The 25,394-nt window shown below is 63.6% G+C and carries 16 protein-coding genes and 1 pseudogene; 9 read left to right on the top strand and 8 right to left on the bottom strand.

The window, feature by feature from the left end; all coding sequences use genetic code 11:
• Positions 1-107: 107 nt before the first annotated feature.
• The 4 genes from ACYG9V_RS10890 to ACYG9V_RS10875 all read left to right on the top strand — a co-directional run bounded on the left by ACYG9V_RS10890 (position 108) and on the right by ACYG9V_RS10875 (position 8,349).
• Positions 108-3,089, top strand: a complete 2,982-nt coding sequence (locus ACYG9V_RS10890) for a sarcosine oxidase subunit alpha (protein WP_352762791.1) — start codon at positions 108-110, stop codon at positions 3,087-3,089.
• Positions 3,082-3,708, top strand: coding sequence for a sarcosine oxidase subunit gamma (locus tag ACYG9V_RS10885; RefSeq protein WP_352762792.1), 627 nt, complete (start codon positions 3,082-3,084; stop codon positions 3,706-3,708). Before ACYG9V_RS10890 ends, ACYG9V_RS10885 begins: the two co-directional genes overlap by 8 nt.
• A 255-nt stretch (positions 3,709-3,963) precedes the next feature.
• Complete coding sequence (locus ACYG9V_RS10880; protein WP_352762492.1) at positions 3,964-6,333, top strand: DUF1989 domain-containing protein; 2,370 nt, start codon at positions 3,964-3,966, stop codon at positions 6,331-6,333.
• Positions 6,334-6,639: 306 nt separating this feature from the next.
• Positions 6,640-8,349, top strand: coding sequence for an APC family permease (locus ACYG9V_RS10875; protein WP_023684441.1), 1,710 nt, complete (start codon positions 6,640-6,642; stop codon positions 8,347-8,349).
• Between the two features lie 62 nt (positions 8,350-8,411).
• Here the strand turns inward: ACYG9V_RS10875 and ACYG9V_RS10870 are convergent, their stop codons facing one another.
• The 5 genes from ACYG9V_RS10870 to ACYG9V_RS10850 form a co-directional block, all read right to left on the bottom strand.
• Positions 8,412-9,767 carry an LLM class flavin-dependent oxidoreductase gene (locus ACYG9V_RS10870; RefSeq protein WP_023684442.1) on the bottom strand — a complete coding sequence of 452 codons (1,356 nt, stop codon included), beginning with the start codon at positions 9,765-9,767 and terminating at the stop codon, positions 8,412-8,414.
• 273 nt (positions 9,768-10,040) lie between these two features.
• Positions 10,041-13,178 carry an efflux RND transporter permease subunit gene (locus tag ACYG9V_RS10865; RefSeq protein WP_352762794.1) on the bottom strand — a complete coding sequence of 1,046 codons (3,138 nt, stop codon included), beginning with the start codon at positions 13,176-13,178 and terminating at the stop codon, positions 10,041-10,043.
• Between the two features lie 247 nt (positions 13,179-13,425).
• A complete protein-coding gene (locus tag ACYG9V_RS10860) occupies positions 13,426-14,565 on the bottom strand; it encodes an efflux RND transporter periplasmic adaptor subunit (protein ID WP_352762797.1) in 1,140 nt (379 codons plus the stop codon).
• Positions 14,566-14,623: 58 nt separating this feature from the next.
• Positions 14,624-15,229, bottom strand: a complete 606-nt coding sequence (locus tag ACYG9V_RS10855) for a TetR family transcriptional regulator (protein WP_023668564.1) — start codon at positions 15,227-15,229, stop codon at positions 14,624-14,626.
• Positions 15,230-15,382: 153 nt separating this feature from the next.
• Positions 15,383-17,023, bottom strand: a complete 1,641-nt coding sequence (locus tag ACYG9V_RS10850; protein WP_023684444.1) for an acyl-CoA synthetase — start codon at positions 17,021-17,023, stop codon at positions 15,383-15,385.
• A 190-nt stretch (positions 17,024-17,213) separates the two neighbouring features.
• On the opposite strand from ACYG9V_RS10850, the gene ACYG9V_RS10845 reads away from it, so the two are divergent.
• From ACYG9V_RS10845 to ACYG9V_RS10825, 5 genes and pseudogenes are all read left to right on the top strand, one after another.
• Positions 17,214-18,185, top strand: coding sequence for a sugar-binding transcriptional regulator (locus tag ACYG9V_RS10845; protein WP_023684445.1), 972 nt, complete (start codon positions 17,214-17,216; stop codon positions 18,183-18,185).
• A 94-nt stretch (positions 18,186-18,279) separates the two neighbouring features.
• Positions 18,280-20,334 carry a bifunctional aldolase/short-chain dehydrogenase gene (locus ACYG9V_RS10840; RefSeq protein ID WP_023684446.1) on the top strand — a complete coding sequence of 685 codons (2,055 nt, stop codon included), beginning with the start codon at positions 18,280-18,282 and terminating at the stop codon, positions 20,332-20,334.
• Between the two features lie 214 nt (positions 20,335-20,548).
• A pseudogene (locus tag ACYG9V_RS10835) lies at positions 20,549-20,883 on the top strand (D-alanine--D-alanine ligase A); the annotation flags it as partial.
• Positions 20,884-20,977: 94 nt separating this feature from the next.
• Positions 20,978-21,238 (top strand): ribbon-helix-helix domain-containing protein, encoded by a 261-nt coding sequence (locus tag ACYG9V_RS10830; RefSeq protein WP_023692171.1) that lies wholly within the window; start codon positions 20,978-20,980, stop codon positions 21,236-21,238.
• Positions 21,231-21,518 carry a type II toxin-antitoxin system RelE/ParE family toxin gene (locus ACYG9V_RS10825; RefSeq protein WP_023696644.1) on the top strand — a complete coding sequence of 96 codons (288 nt, stop codon included), beginning with the start codon at positions 21,231-21,233 and terminating at the stop codon, positions 21,516-21,518. The genes ACYG9V_RS10830 and ACYG9V_RS10825 overlap by 8 nt, the downstream gene beginning before the upstream one ends.
• Before the next feature lie 70 nt (positions 21,519-21,588).
• On the opposite strand, the gene ACYG9V_RS10820 is transcribed toward ACYG9V_RS10825, so the two are convergent.
• The 3 genes from ACYG9V_RS10820 to ACYG9V_RS10810 all read right to left on the bottom strand — a co-directional run bounded on the left by ACYG9V_RS10820 (position 21,589) and on the right by ACYG9V_RS10810 (position 25,269).
• Entirely contained in the window at positions 21,589-22,641 is a 1,053-nt protein-coding gene (locus ACYG9V_RS10820; protein ID WP_023692173.1) for a substrate-binding domain-containing protein, read from the bottom strand.
• Between the two features lie 46 nt (positions 22,642-22,687).
• Positions 22,688-23,683 (bottom strand): ABC transporter permease, encoded by a 996-nt coding sequence (locus ACYG9V_RS10815; RefSeq protein ID WP_023668572.1) that lies wholly within the window; start codon positions 23,681-23,683, stop codon positions 22,688-22,690.
• A 74-nt stretch (positions 23,684-23,757) separates the two neighbouring features.
• The gene (locus ACYG9V_RS10810; RefSeq protein WP_023701522.1) at positions 23,758-25,269 is read right to left on the bottom strand and encodes a sugar ABC transporter ATP-binding protein; all 1,512 of its coding nucleotides are present in this window, start codon (positions 25,267-25,269) and stop codon (positions 23,758-23,760) included.
• Between the last annotated feature and the right edge of the window lie 125 nt (positions 25,270-25,394).

Here is a 25,394-nt window from a genome sequence, read left to right as displayed (position 1 = left end):
GTGCCGCACCCCCACCCCGCTGCTGCGCAGCGACCCCCCCCCACAAGGGGGAGGGTGAAGAGCGCGACGGTCCCGCCTGGCATTGGATCGATGAGAGGCCGGCCATCGTGAGTTCCAGCCAATCCCATCGTCTCACATCCGGCGGTCTCATCGACCGCTCGGCGCCGCTCAACTTCCGCTTCGATGGCAAGAGCCTCTCCGGCTTCCAGGGCGACACGCTGGCGTCGGCGCTGGTCGCCAATGGCGTCAAGCTGGTCGGCCGCTCGTTCAAATACCATCGTCCGCGCGGCATTCTGACTGCGGGCTCGGAAGAACCCAACGCGCTGGTCGAACTGCGCACCGGCGCACGGCGCGAGGCCAACACCAAGGCCACGACGGCCGAACTCTATGAAGGCCTCGAAGCGGCCAGCCAGAACCGCTGGCCGTCGCTGCGCCACGATGTGATGTCGGTGAACCAGCTGTTCGCACCGATCTTCGTCGCCGGCTTCTACTACAAAACCTTCATGTGGCCGGCAAAATTCTGGGAAATGGTCTACGAGCCGGCGATCCGACGCGCCGCGGGTCTGGGTCGCGCGGCGGTCACCCCCGATCCGGATCACTACGACAAGGCCTGGGCGCATTGCGATGTGGTGATCGCCGGCTCTGGTCCGGCCGGTCTCGCCGCCGCACTCGCTGCAGGCCGCAGCGGTGCGCGCGTCATCCTGTGCGAAGAAGATTTTGCGCCCGGCGGCCGTCTGTTGTCGGATGGCGGCACGATCGACGGTCTGCCGGCCGCGGAGTGGCTGTCGCGCACACTGGCCGAGCTCAGCTCGATGCCGGATGTCCGCATCATGACCCGCACGACCCTGTTCGGCGTCTATGACGGCGGTACCTATGGCGCGATCGAGCGGGTCAACGATCATCTGCCGGTGCCGCCCGAGCATCAGGTGCGCCAGCGCCTGTGGCGCATCGTGGCCAAGCGCTGCGTCGTCGCCGCCGGCGCGATTGAGCGTCCCATCGTCTTTGCCGGCAATGACACGCCCGGCGTGATGATGGCGTCCGCCATCCGCACCTACGTCACACGTTATGCGGCGACGCCGGCAAAGCGGATCGCGCTGTTCACCAACAATGAGGATGGCTGGCGCACGGTCGAGACGGCACTCGGCGCCGGGCTGCAGATCGCGGCGGTGATCGACGCGCGGCCTGACGTCTCGCCTGCCCATCGTTCTCTCGCTTCCATGAACGGCTTCACCGTGCTGCATGGTTCGGTCAGCGGCGTCGACGGCGGCAAGGACGGCGTAAGAAAAATAGCGGTGTCGCTGACCGGCGGCGCGCGCGCCGAGGTCGAGGCCGACGGGCTTGCCGTTTCCGGCGGCTGGAATCCGGCGGTCGGGCTCACCTCTTACCATCGCGGCCGGCCGAAATGGCGAGACGACATCGCCGCCTTCGTGCCGGACGGCGCGCCGCCCGGTATGGTCGCCGCAGGTGCGGCTAACGGCGACTTCGGGCTAGGCGCCTGCCTGCGCGCAGGTTTCGAGGCCGGCGCCGCAGCGGCGCGGGACGCGGGACGCAATGGCAATCCGGGCTCTGCAGCTGTTGCCGGCGACGAGTCCTTCTCACTGACCCCGCTCTGGCACGTCGCCGGCAAAGGCAAGGCCTTTGTAGACCAGCAGCATGACGTCACCGCGTCCGACATCGAGCTGGCGCAGCGCGAGGGTTTTGAATCGGTCGAGCATCTGAAGCGCTACACCACGCTCGGCATGGCGACCGACCAGGGCAAGACGTCCAATGTCGCCGGCCTCGCCATCATGGCGGCGGTGTCGGGCAAATCCATTCCCGAGACCGGCACGACCATCTATCGCCCGCCGTACGTGCCGGTCGCCATCGGCGCCTTTGCCGGCCACCATCGCGACGAAAATTTCCATGCGACGCGGCTGACGCCGTCGCATCACTGGGCGGCCGAACAAGGCGCGATCTTTGTCGACACCGGCCTGTGGAAGCGCGCGCAATGGTATCCGCGCGCGGGCGAGAAGGACTGGCTGGAATCGGTCACCCGCGAGGTCAAGGCGGTGCGCTCGGGCGTCGGCTTCTGCGATGTCTCGACGCTGGGCAAGATCGATGTGCACGGCCCCGATGCCGGCGCCTTCCTCGACCGCGTCTACATCAACACCTTCTCAAACCTTGCCGTGGGAAAAGCCCGCTACGGGCTGATGCTGCGCGAGGACGGCCTCGTCTATGATGACGGCACGACCTCGCGGCTGGCCGAGGACCATTATTTCCTCACCACGACCACGGCGAAGGCCGGGCTGGTGATGCAGCATCTCGAATTCTGCCGGCAGGTGCTATTCCCCGAACTCGACGTGCAACTGACCTCGGTCTCCGACCAGTGGGCGCAGTTCTCGATTGCCGGGCCAAGGACGCGAGACCTGTTGAAGGAAATCGTCGACCCTGCCGAGGACCTTTCGAACGAAGGTTTTCCCTTCATGGGCGTGCGCGAAGTCGCTTTGCGCGGCGGCATCAAGGCGCGGCTGTTCCGCATCTCCTTCTCCGGCGAGATGGCGTTCGAGATTTCGGTGCCGGCGCGTTACGGTGAAGCGATGGCACGCAATTTGATGCTGGCGGGAAAACCGTTCGGCGTGACGCCGTATGGCACAGAAGCCCTCGGCGTCATGCGCGTTGAAAAGGGCCATGTCGCCGGACCGGAACTGAGCGGCATGACGACCGCCGCCGATCTCGGCCTCGGCAAGATGATGTCGACCAAGAAGGATTTCATCGGTCGCGTCATGGCCGGCCGCGAGGCGCTGGTGGCGCCGGACCGGCAGGTCGTGGTCGGCATCAAGCCGATCGACAAGGCGCGCCGCCTGCGCTCCGGCGCGCACATCATCCCGAAGGGCCAGACGCCCGGGCCTGATAACGACCAAGGCTACGTCACCTCGGTCTGCTTCTCGCCGACGCTCGACCAGTGGATCGGTCTCGGCCTTGTCGAGCGCGGCCGCGAACGCATCGGCGAGATCGTCCACGCGCATGATCCGCTGCGCGGTGAAGACTATGATGTCGAGCTCTGCAATCCCGTCTTCTACGATCCCGATGGAGGGCGCCAGCGTGGCTGATTTTTCCTGGGATGTTCGTAGCCCGCTCGAGCGGGCACTTGTTGTCGGGCCTTACGGCGCGAACGGCAATGTCGGCGTGTTGCTGACCGAAATCCGCAATTTCGACCTGATCCAGGTGATGGCGCGGCGCGGCAAGGCGGGAGATTTGGCCAACGCTGCGAAGGCAAGCTTCGGTGTTGCGGCTCCTGAGACACCCAAGGCGGTGCAGACTTCGGATGCGACGCTGATCTGGTCGGGACCGGACCAGTTCTTCGTGCTGTTGAAGGGCGGCAAGCATGGGACTGAAGCACTCGCCCAGACGTTCGCGTCTTCCGCTTCGCTATCGGACCAGTCGCATGCGCGAGTGCTGATCAGTATCTCCGGTACCAAGGCGCGGGCGATGCTGGGCAAGCTGTCGTCGATCGATCTGCATCCCGATGCATTTCTGGTTGGGGCGGCTGCCGCGACCTCGATGGATCACACCAGCGTCACGCTCTGGCGCGGGAATGACCGGCCGGATGGGCAGGCGGTGTTCAACGTGCTGATGTTTGCGACATTTGCTGAAAGTCCGTGGCACACGATGCTGGATTCGGCGGCGGAGTATGGTGTCGAGATCGGGCATTCCGAGGATTTGGCGTAGCGCTTGTGCGCTTCTTCCTTCTCCCCTTGTGGGAGAAGGAAGATCGGCGCGTTAGTGCCGAGACGGATGAGGGGTGTTCCAGGGTACGCCAACGTCTCACCGCTGGAACACCCCTCATCCGTCGCCTGCGGCGACACCTTCTCCCACAGAGGGAGAAGGGGGAGCCAGCCTTGCCAAACGCAACTGCGCTGCTATTCTTGCAGCTAAAGTAATTTTACACACAGGCAAACTTGTTTCTCGAACCGCAAGGCTGAGATGAGCCAGTCGCCCTACCCTTCAGTGACAGCCGGGCCGCCCCGGCCAAGCCTCATCCTGAGGCCCGGCCAGATCGCGCTGCCGCCGGGCATGGAGCGCCATACTATCCTGGGGAATGGCGCGGTGCTGATCGAGGTCGAGGCCGGCGATACGTTCACCGTGCGCAATGTCGAGGGCGGGCAGGCTTGCGAGTTGCTGGCCTGGGACAGGACCGGCGCCACCGATCCTTCCATCCTCGGCGAAAAGTCCAACAGCAATGCCGCCGGGATCAAGGCGCTTCTGGCCGGAGGCGATGACAGCCTGGCTTCCGTCCGTCGTGGCCTTGAGCGCCGCCAGGTGCAGCTCGACGAGCCCAAGGCGGTGCGTGTGTTCGGCGGCGCAACGCCTGCCGGCACCGAGCAGGCATTCACGGTCACGCGCGACGGCGCGATGCTGATTGCCGCACCCGGCGGGCCGATGCTCGTCGACGGCCATGATACGGCAACGCCGCTCACCGTTCTCGTGCGGCGCAACACCATCCGGCTGAAAACGAAGTCGCAGCTTGCCGATCCGCTCGCCGATCCGGTGCTAGACCTGCGCGTCCATTCGGCGACGGCCGAATCCTATTTCGTCAAGGCGGGCGACTACCTGCAGATCATCGATGTCGACGGCCGCCAGTGCACCGATTTCCAGTGCTTCTCGGCGCGCAAGCTGGACAAGGGGCTGGACCATCCGCTCGACGTAACGACGACGCGCACGCTGATGGGGTCGAGCTACCCGATGCCCGGCCTTCACTCGAAATATTACGACCAGGACATGGAGCCGTTGGTCGAGGTTATCCAGGACACATGCGGCCGGCATGACGCGTTCGCGCTGGCGTGTGCCGCCAAATATTACGACGACATCGGCTATCCCGGCCACACCAACTGCTCGGAGAATTTCAACCGCGCGCTGGCCGACAAGGGTGTCACCCCACGTGCCGGCTGGATGGCGATCAACTTCTTCTTCAACACGGCGATCGACGCCCATGGCGTCATGGTGTCGGATGAGCCGTGGTCGCGCGCCGGCGACTATGTCCTGCTCAGGGCGCTCACCGACATCGTCTGCGTCTCCTCCGCCTGTCCCGACGACACGACACCGGCCAATGGCTGGAACCCGACCGACATCCATGTGCGAACCTATTCCGGCCAACACAAATTCTCGCGAGCGATCGCCAGACGCATGACGCCCGATTCGGAACCGAAAATGACCCGCGAGACCGCCTTCCATTCAAGCTTCGCCAAGCACACCCGCAACTTCGTGGAATACCGGGGTTATTGGCTGGCCAATTCTTTCGCCAAAGAGGGGCCGATCGCCGAGTACTGGGCCTGCCGGCAGGACGCGGTGATCATGGACCTGTCGCCGCTGCGCAAGTTCGAGGTCACCGGTCCCGATTCCGAAGCGCTGCTGCAATACACGCTGACCCGCGACGTCAAGAAGCTCGGCGTCGGCCAGGTCGTCTATTCCGCCATGTGCTACGAGCATGGCGGCATGATCGACGACGGCACGCTGCTGCGGCTCGGCAAGGACAATTTCCGCTGGGTCGGCGGCGATGACCTGTCCGGCGAATGGCTGCGCGAGACGGCAAAGAAGCTTGGCCTCAACGTGCTGGTGCGCTCGTCCACCGACCAGATGCACAATGTCGCTGTCCAAGGGCCGAAGAGCCGTGACATTTTGCGAGAGGTGGTCTGGACCTCGCCGCTGCAACCGTCGATCGACGAACTCGAATGGTTCCGCTTCGCTGTCGCGCGCATCGGCGGCGGCAATGGCATTCCGGTCGTGGTGTCGCGCACCGGTTATACCGGCGAGCTCGGCTACGAAATCTGGTGCCACCCACGCGACGCCGAAAAAGTGTTCGATGCCATCTGGGAGGCCGGCCAGCCGCACGGGCTGAAGCCGATGGGCCTGCAGGCACTCGACATGGTGCGCATCGAAGCCGGGCTGATCTTCGCCGGTTACGAATTCTCCGACCAGACCGACCCGTTCGAGGCGGGCATTGGCTTCACCGTACCGTTGAAGGCCAAGACCGACGATTTCATCGGCCGCGAGGCTCTGATAAGGCGCAAGGAACATCCGCAGCACAAGCTCGTTGGCCTCGACATCGACAGCAATGTCGCCGTCGGCCATGGGGATTGCGTCCATATCGGCCGCGCCCAGATCGGTGTCGTCACCTCGGGCATGCGCTCGCCGGTGCTGAACAAAAACATCGCTCTGGCGAGGCTTGACGTCACCCACGCGGCAATCGGCACAGAGGTGGAGATCGGCAAGCTCGACGGTCATGCCAAGCGGCTGCCGGCGCGGGTGGTGGCCTTCGCTCACTACGATCCGCAAAAGACCAGGCCGCGATCCTGAGGGTTGCACCCCCGGCCCTTCGCAGGCTCAGGGCGTTCGAAGCTCGAAAGCAATTGGCTTTCCGTCCGCTACCGCGGACCGCTTCTCACCCCACAAGGGGAGAAGGACAAAGCGAGCGTTTCGCAACCGTGATGTGCACGACGCCACAAATCACTTGACGTGAAAGCGCGCCGGATCAATCTTCACTGTTAAGAAAAAAATACGACTGAGTGGAAACACTGGAGTCGTGCGGTCATGTACCGGGGAACAAGCTTCGCGAAGCCGAGGCATCACCGGCCGGGAACACAAAATGGGGAATTCAGACAGATGAGCACGATTACCACTGCCCTGGAGCAGCCCGCTGAAGGCAAGCTGCTCCGCAACATCGACTGGCGCGGCGCCTTCTGGGTGGCGAGCGGCGTTCCTGCCCTTGTCCTGTTTTCGATCGGCGGCATTGCCGGAACGACGGGAACGCTGGCCTTCGGGATCTGGATCGCTTCCATGATCATGGGCTTCCTGCAATCCTTCACCTATGCCGAGATCGCCGGCCTGTTCCCGAACAAGTCGGGCGGCGCCTCGATCTACGGCGCCACCGCCTGGCTGCGTTATTCCAAGTTCATCGCGCCGCTGTCGGTATGGTGCAACTGGTTCGCCTGGTCGCCGGTGCTGTCGCTGGGCTGCTCGATCGCCGCCGCCTATATTCTCAACGCGCTGGCGCCGGTGCCGCTGTTCACCGAGGCGTCGCCGGACGTCGTCGCCTATATCGCGGCGCATGCCGGAACGGTGCCTGCCGACGCCATCGCCGCGGTGACCGCGGCGGCCACGCCGGCGATCCGCAACTGGACGCTGTTCAGCCACACGCTAGGTCCTGTCTCCTTCACCCTCAATGCCACTTTCTTCATCGGCGCGGTGCTGATGCTGATCATCTTCTCGATCCAGCATCGCGGCATTCTCGGCACCGCCAATGTGCAGAAGTATATCGGCCTCCTGGTCATCATCCCGATGCTGATCGTCGGTGTCGTGCCGATCGTCACCGGCCAGATCAACTGGGCGAACTTTTCGCCGCTGGTGCCGCTGGCGGCGGCTTACGCGCCGGAGCCCGGCTCGTGGAACATTGCCGGCTGGACGCTGGTGCTGGGCGGCATGTTCATCGCCGCATGGTCGACCTATGGTTTTGAGACCGCCGTCTGCTACACATCGGAGTTCAAGAACCCGGGCACCGACACGTTCAAGGCGATTTTCTATTCCGGCCTGCTCTGCATGCTTCTGTTCATCCTGGTGCCCTTCACCTTCCAGGGCGTGCTGGGCCTCAACGGCATGCTGGCGACGCCGATCGTCGACGGCTCGGGTGTCGCCGATGCACTGGCCGGCATGGTCGGGGGTGGCGCATTGATCCACAGCCTCTTGGTGATGCTGATGATCCTGGCGCTGGTGCTGTGCATCATGACGGCAATGGCCGGCTCGTCGCGCACGCTCTACCAGGGCTCGGTCGATGGCTGGCTGCCGCGCTATCTCAGCCACGTCAACGAGCATGGCGCGCCGACGCGCGCCATGTGGACCGATCTCGTCTTCAACCTGATCGTGCTGGCCATCGCCTCGGCCGACGCGACGAGCTTCTTCTTCATCCTCGCCGTGTCGAACTGCGGCTACATCATCTTCAACTTCCTCAACCTCAATGCCGGCTGGATCCACCGCATCGACAACGGCCACATCAACCGGCCTTGGAAGGCGCCGAGCTGGCTGCTCGGCCTCGGCGCCATCTTCGCCTATGTAAACGCCATCTTCATGGGCGCCGGCGCCAAGGTGTGGAACCCGATGGCGCTCTGGGCCGGCCTGATCACAGCCGCCTTGATCATCCCGGTGTTCTGCTACCGGCACTACGTCCAGGACAAGGGCAAGTTCCCCGACCACATGCTGGCCGACCTCGGCATGGCGGGCGCAGACCTCTCGGTCAAAAAGGCAGGCATGCTGCCCTACCTGACGCTGGTCGCCGGCGTGGTGGTGATGCTGCTCGCCAACTGGTACTTCGTCATCTGAAAGTGATGGCTTGAAAAGAATGGGCGCGCTTCGGCGCGCCTGTTTCTTTTTATGGCAGGACGTCAGCCGGCCTTGCGAATGGCCCCTTCGGAGCCTTTGAAGAACCGGTTCGGCGGACGCTTCAGGCCGAGATTCTCGCGCAAGGTGGTGCCCTCATACTCGCGCCGGAAGAGCTTTCGCCGCTGCAGCTCGGGCACCACCTTCTCGGCGAAGTCGTCGAGCCCGGCTGGCAGATAGGGGAACATGACGTTGAAGCCGTCTGACCCTTCGGCATACAGCCATTCCTCCATCGAATCGGCGATGGTTTTCGGCGTGCCGACGAAAGCAAGGCCGGAATAGCCGCCGAGTCGCTGCGCCAGCTGGCGGACGGTCAAAGTCTCCCGGCGCGCCAGCTCGATGACGCGCTCACGGCCGCTCTTCGAGGCATTGGTCTCGGGGATTTCGGGCAGGGGCGCGTCGGGATCGAAGCCGGATGCGTCGTGCCCCAGCGCGATCGACAGCGAGGCAATGCCGCTCTCGTAATAGACCAGGCTGTCGAGCTTGGCGCGTTTGGCCTGTGCTTCCTCGACACTGTCGCCGACGATGACGAAGGTGCCGGGCAGGATCTTGATGTCGTCGCGCGAACGGCCGAGCTTCTCGGCCCGCCTTTTGACATCGGCAAAGAAGCGCTGCCCAGCCGCCAGATCGGAATGGGCGGCGAAGATCACCTCCGCCGTTTCGGCTGCCAGCTGCCGCCCGGCCTCAGATGCGCCGGCCTGGACGATGACCGGCCAGCCCTGCACCGGCCGCGCAATGTTGAGCGGGCCGCGCACCGAGAGATGCTCACCCTTATGGTCGAGCACATGCAGCTTCGCGGGATCGAAATAGAGCCCGCTCTCGGCGTCGCGGATGAAGGCGTCGTCGGCAAAGCTGTCCCAGAGGCCGGTCACCACATCGTAGAATTCCCGCGCATTGTGATAGCGCTCGTCGTGCTCGACATGCTCGTCGAGGCCGAAGTTCAACGCGGCATCGGGATTGGATGTGGTGACGATGTTCCAGCCGGCGCGGCCGCCGCTGATATGGTCGAGCGAGGCGAAGCGGCGGGCAATGTGATAGGGCGCGTCGAAGGTCGTCGATGCGGTGGCGACAAGGCCGATATGGTCGGTGACGGCGGCAAGCGCCGACAGCAGCGTGAACGGCTCGAACGAGGTCACCGTGTGGCTGCGCCGTAGCGCCTCGATCGGCATGTTGAGAACGGCCAGATGGTCGGCCATGAAGAAGGCGTCGAACTTCGCCGCCTCAAGCGTCTGCGCGAAGCGCTTCAGATGGGCGAAGTTGAAGTTGGCATCGGGATATGAGCCGGGATAGCGCCAGGCCCCGGTGTGAAGACTGACCGGACGCATGAAGGCGCCGAGCCGCAATTGCTTATTGTCTACCATGGGATGATCACCTGATGCGAATGAGCGTTGCCGCTCCGATATGTAAGCAGGATCGGACGGCTTTGTTGTCCTGGAAAGGAATTCTGTTTTGCAAAACCGGCGCCGCGAAGCATTTTCATACAGGTGGCCGTTCAACCTATTTTGATGAACCCGCCCGGTGTTGAGATACTTGCCTGGGTGCTCGGTGCCACCGGCAAGGAGAAAGCCAGAACCGCACGTCAAGCGTACGGCGTTCCAGCATTTTCCAAGGAAGATCCTGTGCCCCAGCAGCGCCTACTCGGCGGCCAGCGCCAGTGGCGGCCTGTCATTGTCCTGCACCGCCTCATCAGCCGGCTTCCTGCCTTTCTTCAGCTCGCGGCCGAAGAACAGCGCGTAGCCTGCCGGCAGCACCAGGATGGTGAGTACGGTGGCGACGAGGATGCCGCCCATCATGGCGTAGGCGAGCGGTCCCCAGAACACCGCACGCGAGATCGGGATCAACGCCAGCACCGCCGTCATCGCCGTCAGCACGATTGGCCGGAAACGGCGCACGGCCGAGCCGATGATGGCCTCCGATCGGTCCATCCCCCTGGCGATGTCCTGATCGATCTGGTCGACCAGGATGATCGAGTTGCGCATGATGATTCCGAGCAGCGCGATGACACCGAGGATGGCGACGAAGCCGAACGGCGCGCCGCTGATCAACAGAGCCGCCGCCGCACCGATGATGCCGAGCGGACCGGTGGCCAGCACGAGCATCGCCTTGCCGAAATGCTGCAGCTGGATCATCAGGAGCACGACGATGACGGCCAGCATGATCGGCGCCTTGGCGGCAATCGAGGCCTGGCTTTCGGCGGAATCTTCCGCACCGCCCTGGATCTCGATCTTGTAGCCGGGCGCCAGGCCGGCGCGCATGCCCTGCATGTCATTGTAGAGCTTGGTGACGACGTCGTTCGACTGCACGCCATCCGGCAGCGTGGCGCGCACCGAGATGGTCGGCAGGCGGTCGCGCCGCCATTCGACGCCCTGCTCGAGCACCGGCACCACCTTGGCCACCTGCGACAGCGGCACGAAGCCGCCGAAATCGGTCGGGATATAGACCGAGTCGACCGAGGACAGCAGGCTGCGGCTGGCGTCCGGTTCGCGGGCGACGATGGAAACCGTCTCCTCGCCATCACGGAAGTCATCGAGCGGCGCGCCGGACATCGCTGCCTGCAGCATCTGGCGGATGCGTTGCGAGGTGACGCCAAGAGCACGGGCGCGGTCCTGGTCGATGATCAGCTTCATCGCCGGTACCGGCTCCAGCCAGTCGTCATGGACGGCGCCGAGCAGCGGATTTTCGGCGAATTTCGCCTTCACCTGGTCGGCGATGCGGCGCACCTCCTGGCGGTCCGGACCCATGATGCGCATCTGCACCGGCCAGCCGGTCGGCGGGCCGAGGAACAGACGGTCGACCTTGGAACGGATCGAGGGGAAATCCTGCGCCAGGATTGAGCGCAGCTTGAGGATCAGCCGCTCGCGTGCCGGCTCGTCATTGGCCATCACCAGAAGCTGCGCATAGTTCGGATTGCGCAATTGCTGGTCGAGCGGCAGGAAGAAGCGCGGCGCGCCTTCGCCGATATAGGTGGCGATGAAGCGCTTGTCCTTGTCGTCCATCATCCGGGCTTCCAGCGCCTTGGCCTGCGTCTCGACTTCCTTGATCGAGGTTCCCTCAGGCAACCAGAGATCGACGAGGATTTCCGGCCGCGAGGATTGCGGGAAGAAGTTTTGTGGGATGAACTGGAACGCCCACAGGCTGGTGGCGAAGGTGACCAGCGTCATCACCAGAACGATGATGCGGTGGCGCACCGCCCAGCCGACCGTGGCGCGCAGCCGCCGGTAGAAGCCGGTGTCGAAGGCGTCATGATGGTTGCCGGCATGCTTGCGCTGCTTGAGGATCATGTAGCCCAGCCACGGCGTGAAATAGACGGCGACGAACCACGACACGACGAGCGCGATGCCGACGACATAGAACAGCGTGCGCACATATTCGCCTGCGGTCGAGGCGGCGAAGCCAACCGGGATGAAGCCGGCGATAGTGATCAGCGTGCCGCTCAGCATCGGGAAGGCGGTCGAGGAATAGGCGAAGCTCGCCGCCTCGATCTTGACCAGCCCCTCCTCCAGCTTGCGCTCCATCATCTCGACGACGATCATGGCGTCGTCGACCAACAGCCCGAGCGCGATGATCAGGGCGCCGAGCGAAATGCGCTGCAGATCGATGCCGAGCTCGTACATGATGGCGAAGGTGGCGGCCAGCACCAGCGGAATGGCAATGGCGATGACCAGGCCGGAACGCCAGCCGATCGACAGCAGCGAGACAGCAAGCACGATCAGCAGCGCCTCGCCGAGCGCCTCCATGAACTCGTTGACGGCGTCCTTGACAACCTCGGGCTGGTTGGAGATCTGGTCAACCGCAACGCCGTAGGGCAGCGCTTCCTCAAAGCGCTTGTAGGTCGCCTCGACATCCGTGCCGACGTCCCTGACGTTAAAACCCTTGGCCATGACGACGCCGACCTGGACGCTTTCGTGGCCGTTGAAGCGGTACTTGCGCTGATAGGGATCTTCGAGACCGGAACTCACGGTGGCGATGTCGCCAAGACGTGTCACCTGACCACCGGCGCGCAGGCGCAATTCCCTGATGTCGGCAGCCCTGGTGACATCGCCCTCGACCGAGATGCGCACCGAGCGCAGGCCGGTGTCGACGGAGCCCGCCGGATCGACATTGTTCTGGCCCTTGATGGCGTTCTGCAGGTCGGTCAGCGTCAGGCCGCGTTCGGCCAGGGCCTTGGACGAGACGTCGATATAAAGCTTCTCCGGCTGGTCGCCGATGATGACGGCCTTCTCGACTCCCGGCGTCGTCAGCAGCATGTCGCGAGCCTGGGTGGCGAATTTCTTCAGCTCCGGATAGCTGTAGCCGTCGCCGCCGATCGAGTGCAGGGTGATGAAGGTGTCGCCGAACTCGTCGTTGAAATAGGGCCCGAGCAGGCCTTGCGGCAGGTCGCCGGAGATGTCGCCAACCTTCTTGCGCACCTGGTAGAAGGCGTCCTTCACCTCCTCTGCATTGGTGTCGCCCTTGATCTGGACGGTGATGATGGCGCTGCCGGCGCGGGTGTAGGAACGGACGAAGTCGAGGTGCGGCGTTTCTTGCAGCTTGCGCTCGATCTTGTTGACGACCTGGTCTTCCATCTCCTGGATCGAGGAGCCCGGCCAGATCGCCTGGACGACCATGACGCGGAAGGTGAAATCGGGGTCTTCCTTCTGGCCCATGCGCATCAGGCCGAGCGCGCCGGCAATGATGATCAGACCGAACAGGAAGCGCGCGATCGAGGGATGGCCGATGGCCCAGCGCGAAAGATTGAAAGGCTGCTTTTCAGTGCTGTCGGTGGCGGTCATCGGCGTCAGTCCAATTCGTTGATCGTGCGCGCATACGCTTTGCATGCAGCTAGGATATTCCGATGCTGGCTTCCGGGCGGCGAGGCTTTCCGAGCGGAGAGACACTCATCGCGGTGGGACGCGCGGATCGATGCGGGGGAACTCGATCTTGGCGTCTCGACCATCGGGCGCTCGCCGCCCGGAAACCTGAATTCGCTTGCCCAGCCCTTTCGCCGAAGCGACGATCAAGCCGGCTTCATGCCTGCGGTCAGCGCAGGGCCTTTGCGGCATCGCCTTCCGCAGAGGCGGCCTGGACCGCATCGCCGGTCAGCTTGACCTTGAGATTCTCGGTCATGAACTGGGTGCCGGCGGCAACGACGACATCCCCCGGCTTGAGCCCGTCGGCGACGCTGACGCCGTCGGCGGTGAACTCCGCAACCTTGACCAGGCGCTCGTGCACCGTCTCGCCGGCGCGGTCGACGGTCCAGACAATCTTGCGACCATCCTTTTCCGCAAGCGCGCTGAGCGGGATCGACACCATCTCCTGCTTCTTGGCCACCGAGGCCTCGATGTTGGCGGTCATGCCGAGCAGCACGCGCGGGTCGTCGGGCAGCGAGACGCGGACGGCAAAGGTGCGCGACTGCTGGTCGGCGCTGCCGGCGACTTCACGCACTTTGCCGGAGAGCGCCAGCGCGTCATCGGACCAGAAGCTGGCCTTGACGTCCTTTCCCGGCTTGAAGGCGGCGATGTCCATTTCGGGAACCGCGATCAGCACTTCCTTTTCGCCGTCGACGGCAACGGTCATCACAGGCGTTCCGGCGCCGACCACCTGGCCGACATCGGCCGAGACCGCCGTGACGATGCCGTTCTCGCTCGCCTTGAGATCGGTGTAGACGACCTGGTTCTGCGCCTGGGCAAGGGTAGAGCGGGCGGCATCGCGCGTCGCTACCGCCTGGTTGTAGCTCAGCGTCGCCTGTTCGAGCTGCGACTTGGAGGTGAAGTTCTTGGCAAAAAGCTGTTCGGCGCGCTTGCGGGACAGATCGACCGTCTCGACCTGCCGCTCGGCGGCGTCGAGGCTGGCCTTGGCGCTCTTGACCGACAACTCATAGTCCGTGGGATCGATACGGGCTAGCACATCGCCTGTCGTCACATGCTGGCCGATGTCGACCAGACGCTCAGTGACCTTGCCCGAGATGCGAAAGCCGAGGTTCATTTCGGTACGGGCTCGCACCGAGCCGGAATAGGTGAGTTCGCGACTCTTTTCGGCCTGGCCGATCTCGACCACCTTGACCGGACGGATGATGTCCTGGACCTCGGTCTTCTCCTGGCTGCAGGCGGCGAGCCCGAGCGTGGCGACGATCAGGCCGGTGACCGGCAGCTTGCGGATGATGGAACTGGACAAAGACACTTTCGTACTCCCGACTGGAGATGAACGGTCGACACCGGCGCCCGGCGGGCGGCGGCTATTACTTCAGAGCCTTGATCGCGTAATCGATGAGATCGTCGGGCATCGCCCGATTGGTCTTGGCAAGGCACTGCGCCACCATTTGCGGGTGGCACAGAATGACGGTGGCGGCGCCGAAGCAGCGCGATGCGATGACCGGATCCTGGTCGGCAAACTCGCCGGCCTCGATGCCCTCGCGGATGACCTCGGCAAACAGGTCGTGAATGCTGTCGATATGCTTGTCGATGACGCCCCAGTCGCGCTCGAGCGCGACGATGACCATTTCGTGGACCTTCTGGTCGTCGAGCATGACTTCCAGCGTCATCTTGTACTGCGCATGCACGTAGCGGCGCAGCCGCTCCTCGGCGCTGATCGGCAACCGGGAAATCTCGTAGGCCATGTTGTAGCTGGCGAGGAGCATGCGGCCGCAGACGGCCTGGTGGATTTCGACCTTGGAGGCGAAGAAACGGTAGATATTGGCCGGCGACATGCCGAGTTCGCGGGCGATGTCGGCGACATTGGTCTTGCCGTAACCATAGTGCCGGAACAGGCGTTCGGCACAGTCGAGAATGCGGGTGACATTCTCCTGGCGGGTGGAGTCGGCCATTATGCTGGCGGCTTCGGACATGGCTCTCTGTCGATTTATGAGTGACGAATTTCAACTTTCGTCACTCGTAAATCGAAAAGAGGGAAGTGTCAATGCGAATTCGACGTACGCGTATAATTTGGTGACAGAGGGTGTGCGCGAACTCGACCTTGCGCGTGCCGTTGCGCTCTGGAACTAAGATCCCTTCGCCATTTCCCGCAGCTGAAACTTCTGGATCTTCCCCGTCGATGTCTTCGGGATCTCGGCAAAAATCACCGCCTTCGGCACCTTGAAGCGGGCGAGCAGCGCGCGGCAGTGTTCGATGATCTCGGCCTCGCTTGCCACCTTGCCGGGCTTCAGCTCGACATAGGCGACCGGCACCTCGCCCCATTTGTCGTCTGCCTTGGCGACGACGCCGCAGGACGCCACGGACGGGTGTTTGTAGAGGGCTTCCTCGACCTCGATCGATGAAATGTTCTCGCCGCCGGAGATGATGATGTCCTTGGAGCGGTCCTTGAGCTGGATGTAGCCGTCGGGATGCATGACGCCGAGGTCGCCGGAGTGGAACCAGCCGCCGGCGAAAGCCTCGTCGGTCGCCTTCCTGTTCTTCAGATAGCCCTTCATGACGATGTTGCCGCGGAACATGACCTCGCCGATGGTCTCGCCGTCGGCCGGCGTCTTCTGCATCGTCTCCGCGTCCATCACCGTCAGGCCTTCGAGTGCGGCATAGCGCACGCCCTGCCTGGCCTTTCTGGCGCTGCGTTCGCCCTTGTCGAGACCGTCCCAGGCGGTGTGCCATTCGTTGACGACCGCCGGGCCATAGGTCTCGGTCAGGCCGTAGAGATGGGTGACGGCAAAGCCGGCATCGGCCATGCCTGACAGCACGGCTTCCGGCGGCGGCGCGGCAGCGGTGTTGAAGGTAACGGTCTGCGGGAAGTGGCGCTTGTCCTCATCGCTGGCGTTGATGAGCACCGACATGACGACCGGCGCACCGCAAAGATGTGTGACGCCGTGGTCGGCGATGGCATCGTAGATCGGCTTCGGCCGCACCCAGCGCAGGCAGACATGGGTGCCGGCCTGGACGGCCATTGTCCATGGGAAGCACCAACCATTGCAGTGGAACATCGGCAGCGTCCACAGATAGACGGCGTGCTTGGCCATGCCGGCATGGATGGTGTTGGTGTAAGCCATCAGGGCAGCGCCGCGATGGTGGTAGACGACGCCCTTCGGATTGCCTGTCGTGCCGGAGGTGTAGTTGAGCGAGATGGCGTCCCATTCGTCGTCGGGCATCGACCAGGCGTAGCCCTGGTCACCGCCGGCGACGAACGCCTCATAGTCGATCGCGCCGATGCGCTCGCCCTTGGGATAGGGTGCATCGGCGGCATAGTCGGGATCGTCATAGTCGATGACCAGCGGCTTCACCTTGGCCAGTGCCAGTGCCTGTTTGACGACAGCAGCGAATTCGCGGTCGACGATGAGCACCTTGGTCTCGGCATGGTCGAGCTGGAACGCGATGACGGCGGCATCGAGCCTTGTGTTGAGCGAATGCAGCACCGCTTTGGCCATCGGCACGCCGAAATGCGCCTCCAGCATGGGGGGCGTGTTGGACAGCATGACGGTCACCGTATCACCCTTGCCGATGCCGCGCTTCGACAGCGCCGAGGCGAGCTTCAGCGAGCGCTGCCAGAAGGTGCGATAGGTGATGCGCTGGCTGCCATGGATGATGGCGACATGATCGGGATAGGTGCTTGCCGCCCGCTCCAGATAGGTGAGCGGCGTCAGCGGCTGATGGTTGGCGGCGTTCTTGCCGAGATCCTGCTCGTAGGGACTGCCCATCCCGTGCTCCCCGAATTTTCATTGTTGAGAACTTCTAACCACAGCTTCCCGCCACGTCACCATCGGCGATTCCCGACCGGGCACATTTGGCGCAATGATCGTCCAGATTCGATGGGCAAAGAGGTATCGTGTACCCACGCCAGTTTGACTTTTGTCGAGAGCCGTGAATAATGTCAGCCGAGGAGACGGCATGGCGATCCGACCGGCAGAACAGCTTATCCACAAGGCCGCATGGCTCTATTATGCCCATGGCCTGCGCCAGGACCAGGTCGCCAGCCAGCTTAACATCTCCCGCGCCTCGGTCGCCATGTATTTGCGCAAGGCGCGCGAGACCGGCATCGTCAACATCTCGACCTCGACGCAGCTGTTCACCGACGACGTGCTTGCGCGCCAGCTCGAGGACGCGCTCAAGCTTGATGCGGTGTGGATCGCGCCGGAGAATGCCTATGTCGTCGACCCTTCGACGGACGTTGCGGTGCTGGCGGCGGGCGTCTTTCTCGAACTGGTCAAGAAGGGCGACCGGATCGGCGTCGCCTGGGGCCGCACCGTCTACACCATCGCCGACGTCATGTCCTATGCCGACCTGCAGGACGTCACCGTTGTGCAGCTCTGCGGCAATCTCGGCGCGCCCTACTCCTACCGTCCCGACCAGTGCACGATGGAGATCGCCCGGCGGCTCAACGCCAAGGGCCTCAATTTCTACGCGCCGCTGGTGCTGACGACGGAATTGCTGGCGCATGGGCTGCGCGCCGAACCGGTGATCCGCGAACAACTGGCCGATATTGCCAACTGCGATCTGGCGCTCTATTCGGTCGGCACCGTCGATGGCGACAGCCATGTCGTCAAATGCGGCGCGCTCAGCCCCGGCGAGATGGGGCTGTTGCGCGAAGCGGGCGCCGCCGGCGTCGTTGCCGGCCAGATCATCGATGCCACCGGCAAGGCGCTCGACTGCAGCTACAACCGCCGCGTCATCTCGGCCTCGCTGTCGTCACTGCGCCAGATCGAAAAGCGGCTGATGGTGGTGCAGGAAGACAGCAAGTTCGAACCGCTGCTCGCCGCGCTCGCCGGCGGACTCTGCACGCATCTCGTCGTCGGCGCCAGCATGGCGCGGCGGCTGCTCGACCATGCCGGAGCCAGTGCGGGGGCAAAAAAGGCTTCCTGACCAACGAAATCCCAGCAGCAGGCGCATTGTCATCAAGGCGTCGCGGCACTCCTGTTCACAGCAACATCAAAGACAGCAAAGCGGACATAGCGACATGAAGAACCTTTGGAATGACGGCGACGCGGAAAGACTGGTTGCCGACTATGCGAAAAAGGGCGTTGCCCGCGACCTCGCGCTGCGCGTCTACACGACCCGGCTGCTCGGCGGCGAGCCGCGGCTGGTGCTGCATGGCGGCGGCAACACCTCCTGCAAGACCAAGGCCACCGATCTCGTCGGCGACGAATGGGATGTGCTGTGCGTCAAGGGCAGCGGCTGGGACATGGGTGTGATCGAGCCGCAAGGCCTGCCGGCGGTCAAGCTCGGCGCGCTGCTGAAGGCGCGTGCGCTGGCCAGCCTCGCCGACGAGGACATGGTGGCGCTGCAGCGGGCGAACCTCATCGACCCCGCCTCCCCCAATCCATCGGTCGAGACGCTGCTGCACGCCTTCCTGCCGCATAAATTCGTCGACCACACGCATTCGACCGCGATCCTCGCCATCGTCGACCAGGCGGACAGCAAGCCGCTGATCAAGACCGTGTTCGGCGACAAGATGGGGTACGTGCCCTACATCAAGCCGGGCTTCGACCTCGCCAAGGTGGCCGCCGATGTCTACGACGCCGACCCCAGCGTCGAAGGCCTGATCCTCGACAAGCATGGCATCTTCACCTTCGGCGACGCTGCGAAGCAGGCCTATGACCGCATGATCCATTATGTGAACGTGGCCGAAGACTATGTGGCGAAGAACGGCAAGCCGAAGGCAGCGAAAGCCGCACTGCCGGCCAAGCTCGCAACGCCGGCAGCGATCGCGCCGATGCTGCGTGGCGCGGTGGCGGTGGCGCGTGGCGAAGGCCGCTTCGACCGCATGATCAGCGATTTCCGCACTTCGGACGCCATCGTCGATTTCATTAACTCAGCCGGCATTGCAGCCTATGCCGGACGCGGCGTGTCGACGCCCGACCTGTCGATCCGCATCAAGACCGGACCGATGGCGGTTCCGGCGCCAGACGCCGACAAGATTGGCGACTACAAGGCCGTCATCAAGAGCCATGTCGACGCCTTCGCCAACGACTATCGCGCCTATTTCGAAACCAACGATGCGCTGGACGACGTCCAGCGCACCATGCTCGACCCGATGCCGCGGCTGACGCTGGTGCCGGGCCTCGGCATGTTCGGCCATGGCCGCACGCTGAAGGATGCGAAGATCGCATCTGATGTCGGCGAGATGTGGATCGAGGCGGTGCGCGGCGCCGAGGCCGTCGGCAGCTTCCATCCTCTATCGAAGGCCGACCTCTTCCCGCTGGAGTACTGGTCGCTTGAGCAGGCCAAGCTCGCCTCCAACAAGCCGAAGCCGCTGACCGGCCAGGTGGTGCTGATCACTGGCGGCGCCGGCGCGATCGGTGCTGCGACGGCAAAACTGTTCGCCGCCAATGGCGCGCATGCCGTCGTCGTCGATCTCGATGCGGCCAGGGCGGCCGAGGCGGCAAAGGCAGCCGGCAACAATTCGATCGGCGTCGGCGCCGACATCACCAACCCGGCCGAGCTGCGCGCCGCCTTCGACAAAGCTGTCGCTGTCTATGGCGGCGTCGACATTCTGGTCTCCAACGCCGGTGCCGCCTGGGAAGGCCGCATCGGCGAGCTCGACGATGCCCTGCTGCGCAAGAGTTTCGAGCTCAACTTCTTCGCCCACCAGTCGGCGGCGCAGAACGCGGTGCGCATCATGCTGGAACAGGGCACCGGCGGTGTGTTGTTGTTCAACACCTCCAAGCAGGCGGTCAACCCGGGTCCGAAATTCGGCGCCTATGGTGTGCCGAAGGCGGCGACGCTATTCCTGTCCCGGCAATATGCGCTCGACTACGGCGCGCACGGCATCCGCTCCAATGCGGTCAACGCCGACCGCATCCGCTCCGGCCTGTTGACCGACGCCATGATCGCCAGCCGTTCCGGCGCGCGCGGCGTGTCGGAGAAGGAATACATGTCGGGCAATCTGCTCGGACAGGAGGTGACGGCAGAAGACGTGGCGCAGGCCTTCCTGCACCAAGCATTGGCCGAACGCACCACCGCCGATGTGACGACGGTCGACGGTGGCAACATCGCCGCAGCGCTGCGCTAGACATAGACCTGGAGCGGTTCATCGTTCACCAAAACGACGAACCGCTCTCCCACCTGAAGGACTCCAGGCGGAGAACTGCTTTTGCAGGTCGTGCTGAAAAACTGCTCGAACTGGTCAAAATCCACTCCAATCCTTGGCCTATTGCTCGACCACTTTAGGGCGCGCCTTGTGTTTCGCATGCGAGCTCCGACCCTGATCCTTGGTGGAGTTGTCGATGGCTGCGAAGAGACTTCGTGTCGGCGTGCTGTTCGGCGGGCGCTCCGCCGAGCATGAGGTTTCGCTGCTTTCGGCAACCATGTCATGCGTACTCTGGATCGGCGAAATACGACTCCGTTCCCACCTTCGTCACCCGCGAAGGCCAATGGCTGCTGAGCGATTTCAAGGACGGCGCGCTGGCGACACCGTCTGATGGGACGCAGCTTTGCCTGCCGCCGGGCGGGCATGGCGGATGCTGGCGATCCCGCCAAGGGCGCCGCATGACCTGCCTGCCATCGAATATGGTGTTCCGGTGCTGCACGCCTGCATGGCGAGGACGGCGCGGTGGCTGGTGCGCGTCGGGCGGTCATGATGCAGGGGCAGATTCCTAACAGATATTGTTAGATCTTGTTGGCTGCATTATAATGTGGGTATGAAAAACGAACCTATGCGCACCCTCACCATATCCCTTACCGCGCAGCAGATAGCTCGCCTGCAAAGCGCTATCGAAGGTGGCGGTTATGCTTCCAACAGCGAGATTGTCCGCGACGCCCTGCGCTTATGGGAGCAGCGCGAGGAATTGCGCACGCTCGAACTCCAGCACTTGAAGCGGGCCTATGCCGACGGGATGGGCAGCGGCAAGCCAGTGGCTGTCGACCCCACCGAGTTCATCGGCAGCCTGAAGGCAGAACGCCGCGCCCGTGGCTAGCTATAGGCTCACACCGCGCGCTTCGCAGGATTTGCGAGACATCTGGCACACCATCGCCGCCGACAATGAAAAGGCAGCAGACAGACTGTTGATGCGCATTTTCGAAAGACTGGAGCTGGCGGCGCAGCACCCCAAGATGGGCAGCGCACGGCCCGAGTTAAGCGCAACGGCCCGCGTGCTCGTCGAAGGCCGCTATATCATCATCTACGAGCCGCAGCCCGATGGTGTTATCGCTGTGGCGATTGTCCACGGGATGCGCGATCCAGACCATTGGTTGTAGGCCGGCAGGCTTACGATCAATATGAAAAGAGCGGCCCATGCCGCCCTTCGCATCTATCAGATGTCCGATCCTACTTCGCGTTCGGGTTCGGCATCCAGGCCGGCATGGCGACATCGGCATGGGCGAATTGCGGCAGCTTGGCCGACAGGTCCTCCATGTTCTTGATGTCCTTGTCGATCAGGTCCTTCTGGGTGATCAGCGTCGGCGGCACGATGACGTTGTGGCCGGGATCTTCACCGGCGAGCAGCTGCGCCAGCGCGCGCACCGAGACCTGGCCGACGACGGCAGGGTTGGTGGCGGCGGTGGCGGCCCAGGCGCTGTCGGTCTCGCGCATGGCCGCGATGTCCGAGGTAGAGATGTCGGCGGAGTAGATCTTGATCTTCTTGTTCAGCCCCGCCTCGTCGACGGCGATCTTCACACCCTTGGCGAACTCGTCATAGGGCGCGAACATCACATTGATGTCGGGATGCGCCTGCAGCACCGAGCGCGCCTGGTTGGCGACCGAGTTGGCGATCGGGTTGTCGAGCGTGCCGAACATCGCGACTTCCTTGATGCCGGCATGTTTCTTCTTCACGTCGACCCAGGTCTCGTTGCGGCGGTCGAGCGGCGCGATGCCGGCGACATAGACATAGCCGGCGTTCCAGCTCTCGCCATTGTCCTTGACGGCCTGTTCGAGCGCCAGGCGCGCCAGGTCCTTGTCGGACTGTTCGATCTGCGGGATCTTGGGGTTTTCGACATTGACGTCGAAGGCGACAACCTTGATGCCGGCATCAACCGCGCGCTGGGCGGCGTCCTTCATCGATTCCGTCAGGCCGTGCTGGATGATGATGCCCTGCACGCCGAGTGCGATGGCCTGGTCGACCATGTCGGATTGCAGTGCGGCATCCTGGCGGCTGTCCAGCACGCGCAAGTCGATGCCGAGCGCCTTGGACTGGGACTCGACGCCTGAGAGATAGGCCTGGAAGAAATCGCCGGTCGAGAGATAGCGCACCAGCGCGATCTTGACGCCGGGCTTGTCGAACGGCGCCGGCTTGTCGGCGGCAAAGGCCGGGACCTGCATCAGCATTGTTGCGCCGGCCAATCCGAGCGCGACCTTCCCCAAAAGTCGTCTTGTGATGTTCACGTTCTTTCCTCCGTTTGTTGAACCCAAAACTGTTCCGGCAGCCATTCTATCTCCTGCCCCGGCCGGAAAGGGCGAAGGTAAAGACAAGGGCGACGACGAGAACCACGCCCTTGACGAAATCCTGCGTGTAGTAAGGCGCGTTCATCATCGTCAGGCCTTGCAGCAGGATGCCGACGAACAGCGCGCCGATGGCGGTGCCGAAGGCGTTCGGCTTGGCGGCGCCGAGCACCGCGTAGCCGATCAGCGCCGCGGCAACCGCATCGAGCAGCAGATTATTACCCGACGCGATGTCACCGCGTCCAAGCCGTGCGGCCAGCAAAATCCCGCCGATCGAGGCAAAAACTCCTGAAATGACGTAGGCCCAGATCTTGTATGCCTTGACAGGCGCGCCGGCGAGTTCGGCGGCCCGTTCATTGCTGCCCACGGCATACATCATGCGGCCGAAGCGTGTGTATTCGAGGAAGAACCAGATCAGCACGGCGAGCACGATCAGCACGACCACCGAGACCGGAATGAGGTTCGGGATGAAGAAGTCGAAGCGGTGGCGGCCGAGCGCCAGGAAGGCGTCGGAGAATTTGCCGTTGGCGACCGAGCCGTCCGGCATTGTCATACCGGTGGCGATGGAGCGTCCTTCAGTCGGGATGCGCTGCAGGCCGACGAGCAGGAACATCATGCCGAGCGTCGCCAGCAGATCGGGCACGCGCATATAGACGATCAGCCAGCCATTGATGAGGCCGACAAGGGCGCCGATGAGCAGGCAGATGAGGACAGCGACGACAACGTTCTGCTCCAGCACCACCATGACATAGGCAGCCGCCATCATGGCCGATGTGGCGACCGAGCCGATCGAGAGATCGAAGCCGCCGACAACCAGTGTGGCGGTGACGCCCAGCGCCAGCACGCCGGTGATGGCGACCGACTGGAAAATGAAGACGGCACTTTGCGGCGAGACGAACCCGTCGGCGGCGATGGCGAAATACGCGATCAGCCCGAACAGAAGCACGATGAACCCGTAGCGGATAGCGTAATCGCGCAGCGTCATTCAGCGCCCGCCGTCAATACCCAACTCAAACCCGTGCACTCCATTCCAACCCTCAGTTCTTCAATCATCGTGGCTCAGGCCGCACTGTGCAACGGCCCGCCCGCGACTTCGGCCAGCAGACGGTCGAGATCGACATCGGCGTTGCGGTGTTCGCCGACGATGGTCTGCTCGGACATCACCAATATGCGATCGGCCGTCTCCAGTGCCTCGTCGAGTTCGGTGACGAACAGCAGCGTGGCGCGGCCATTGGCGCTGGCCCTCAGCTTGGCGGCGATGTCGCGCCTGGCGGAGATATCGACGCCTTGGAACGGTTCGTCGAGAATGAACAATCGGGCGTCCTGCGCCATCCAGCGGGCCACCATCACCTTCTGCTGGTTGCCGCCCGACAGAGTGGTCATCTCGTCCTTCTCCGAGCGGCAGACGATGCCGAGATCCTCGATCTGCCGGCGGGCAATAGTGCGTTCAAGGCCGCGTTTGAGAACTGAAAAGCGCGACATGCGCTTGTGGAAGGGCAGGCTGATGTTTTCCTGGATGTTGAAGCCGCCGACGATGCCGTTTTCGCCACGGTCCTTGGCGACCAGAAACACGCCGGCGGCGATGGCTTCGCCGGTCGACGCGGGCGCATAGGGCTTGCCATATAAAGTCATCGTGCCGGACAGCGGTTTGCGCAAGCCGAACAGCGTCTCGGCGAGCGCGGTCTTGCCGACGCCGACGAGGCCGGTAATGGCAACGACCTCGCCGTCGCCGAGAGTCAGCGAGAATGGCCGGGCACCAGGGGCGATGCGGAAGGCATCGACGGTCAGGATCGGCTCGGCAGAACTCCTGGCTTCGATGCGGTCAAGATGGATCTTGCGGCCGAGCATGGCGTTAACGGCGCCCTCATAGTCGAGAGGCTTGCTGTCGAAGACGCCTGAGATGACGCCATCGCGCATCGAGACGATGCGGTCGGCCAGCCGCCTGATATCCGACATGCGATGCGAGATGTAGAGGATGGCGACGCCCTGCTCGCGCAAGCGGTCGAGCAGCGCAAACAGCCGGTCGGCCTCGGCGCTGGACAGCGACGAGGTCGGCTCGTCGAGGATCAGCACTTTCGGCTGGTGCGCCATGGCGCGCGCGATGGCCACCATCTGGCGATCGGCCAGCGACAGGTCGCTGATGCGGGCCTTGAGGTCAATGGCGAGCCCCATGCGGTCGGCCACCGCTTTGGCTTCGCGGCGCACCCGGCCGGGGTTGAACAGCAGCGGCGCGCCCTTGCCGCTCAGCCGGTCGAGCGTCAGATTGGTGGCGACATCGAGATCGGCGACGACGCCGTCATTGATGTTTTGGTGCACGGTAACGACACCGGCGCGGATCGCCTCTGCCGGCGTGTTCGGCACAAAGTTGCCGCCAGCGAGGTGCATGATGCCGCCGTCATGGTCGTAGACGCCGCTGATGATCTTGACGAGGGTGGACTTGCCGGCGCCGTTGGCGCCCATCAGCACGGTGATCTCACCGGCATGCAGTTCGAGCGAGACGCCGCCAAGCACCTCGATATGGCCGAAGGATTTCCTCAGCCCGTCCACGCGGAACACGGCATCATTGCCCATTCGTTCCTCCCTGAAGATGACGCTATGGGCTACGTCATCAATTGTCAACTCGATTGACAATTGCCAGTCAGCTTCCTAGCTTGGCCTCACCGCCATCGCTCTACTATGATTGGAGCGAGCAAGCG

Source organism: Mesorhizobium sp. W016 (assembly GCF_054719485.1).
The sequence above is the reverse complement of the archived record's forward strand: the minus strand, read 5'-3'. Positions and strand labels throughout refer to the sequence as shown.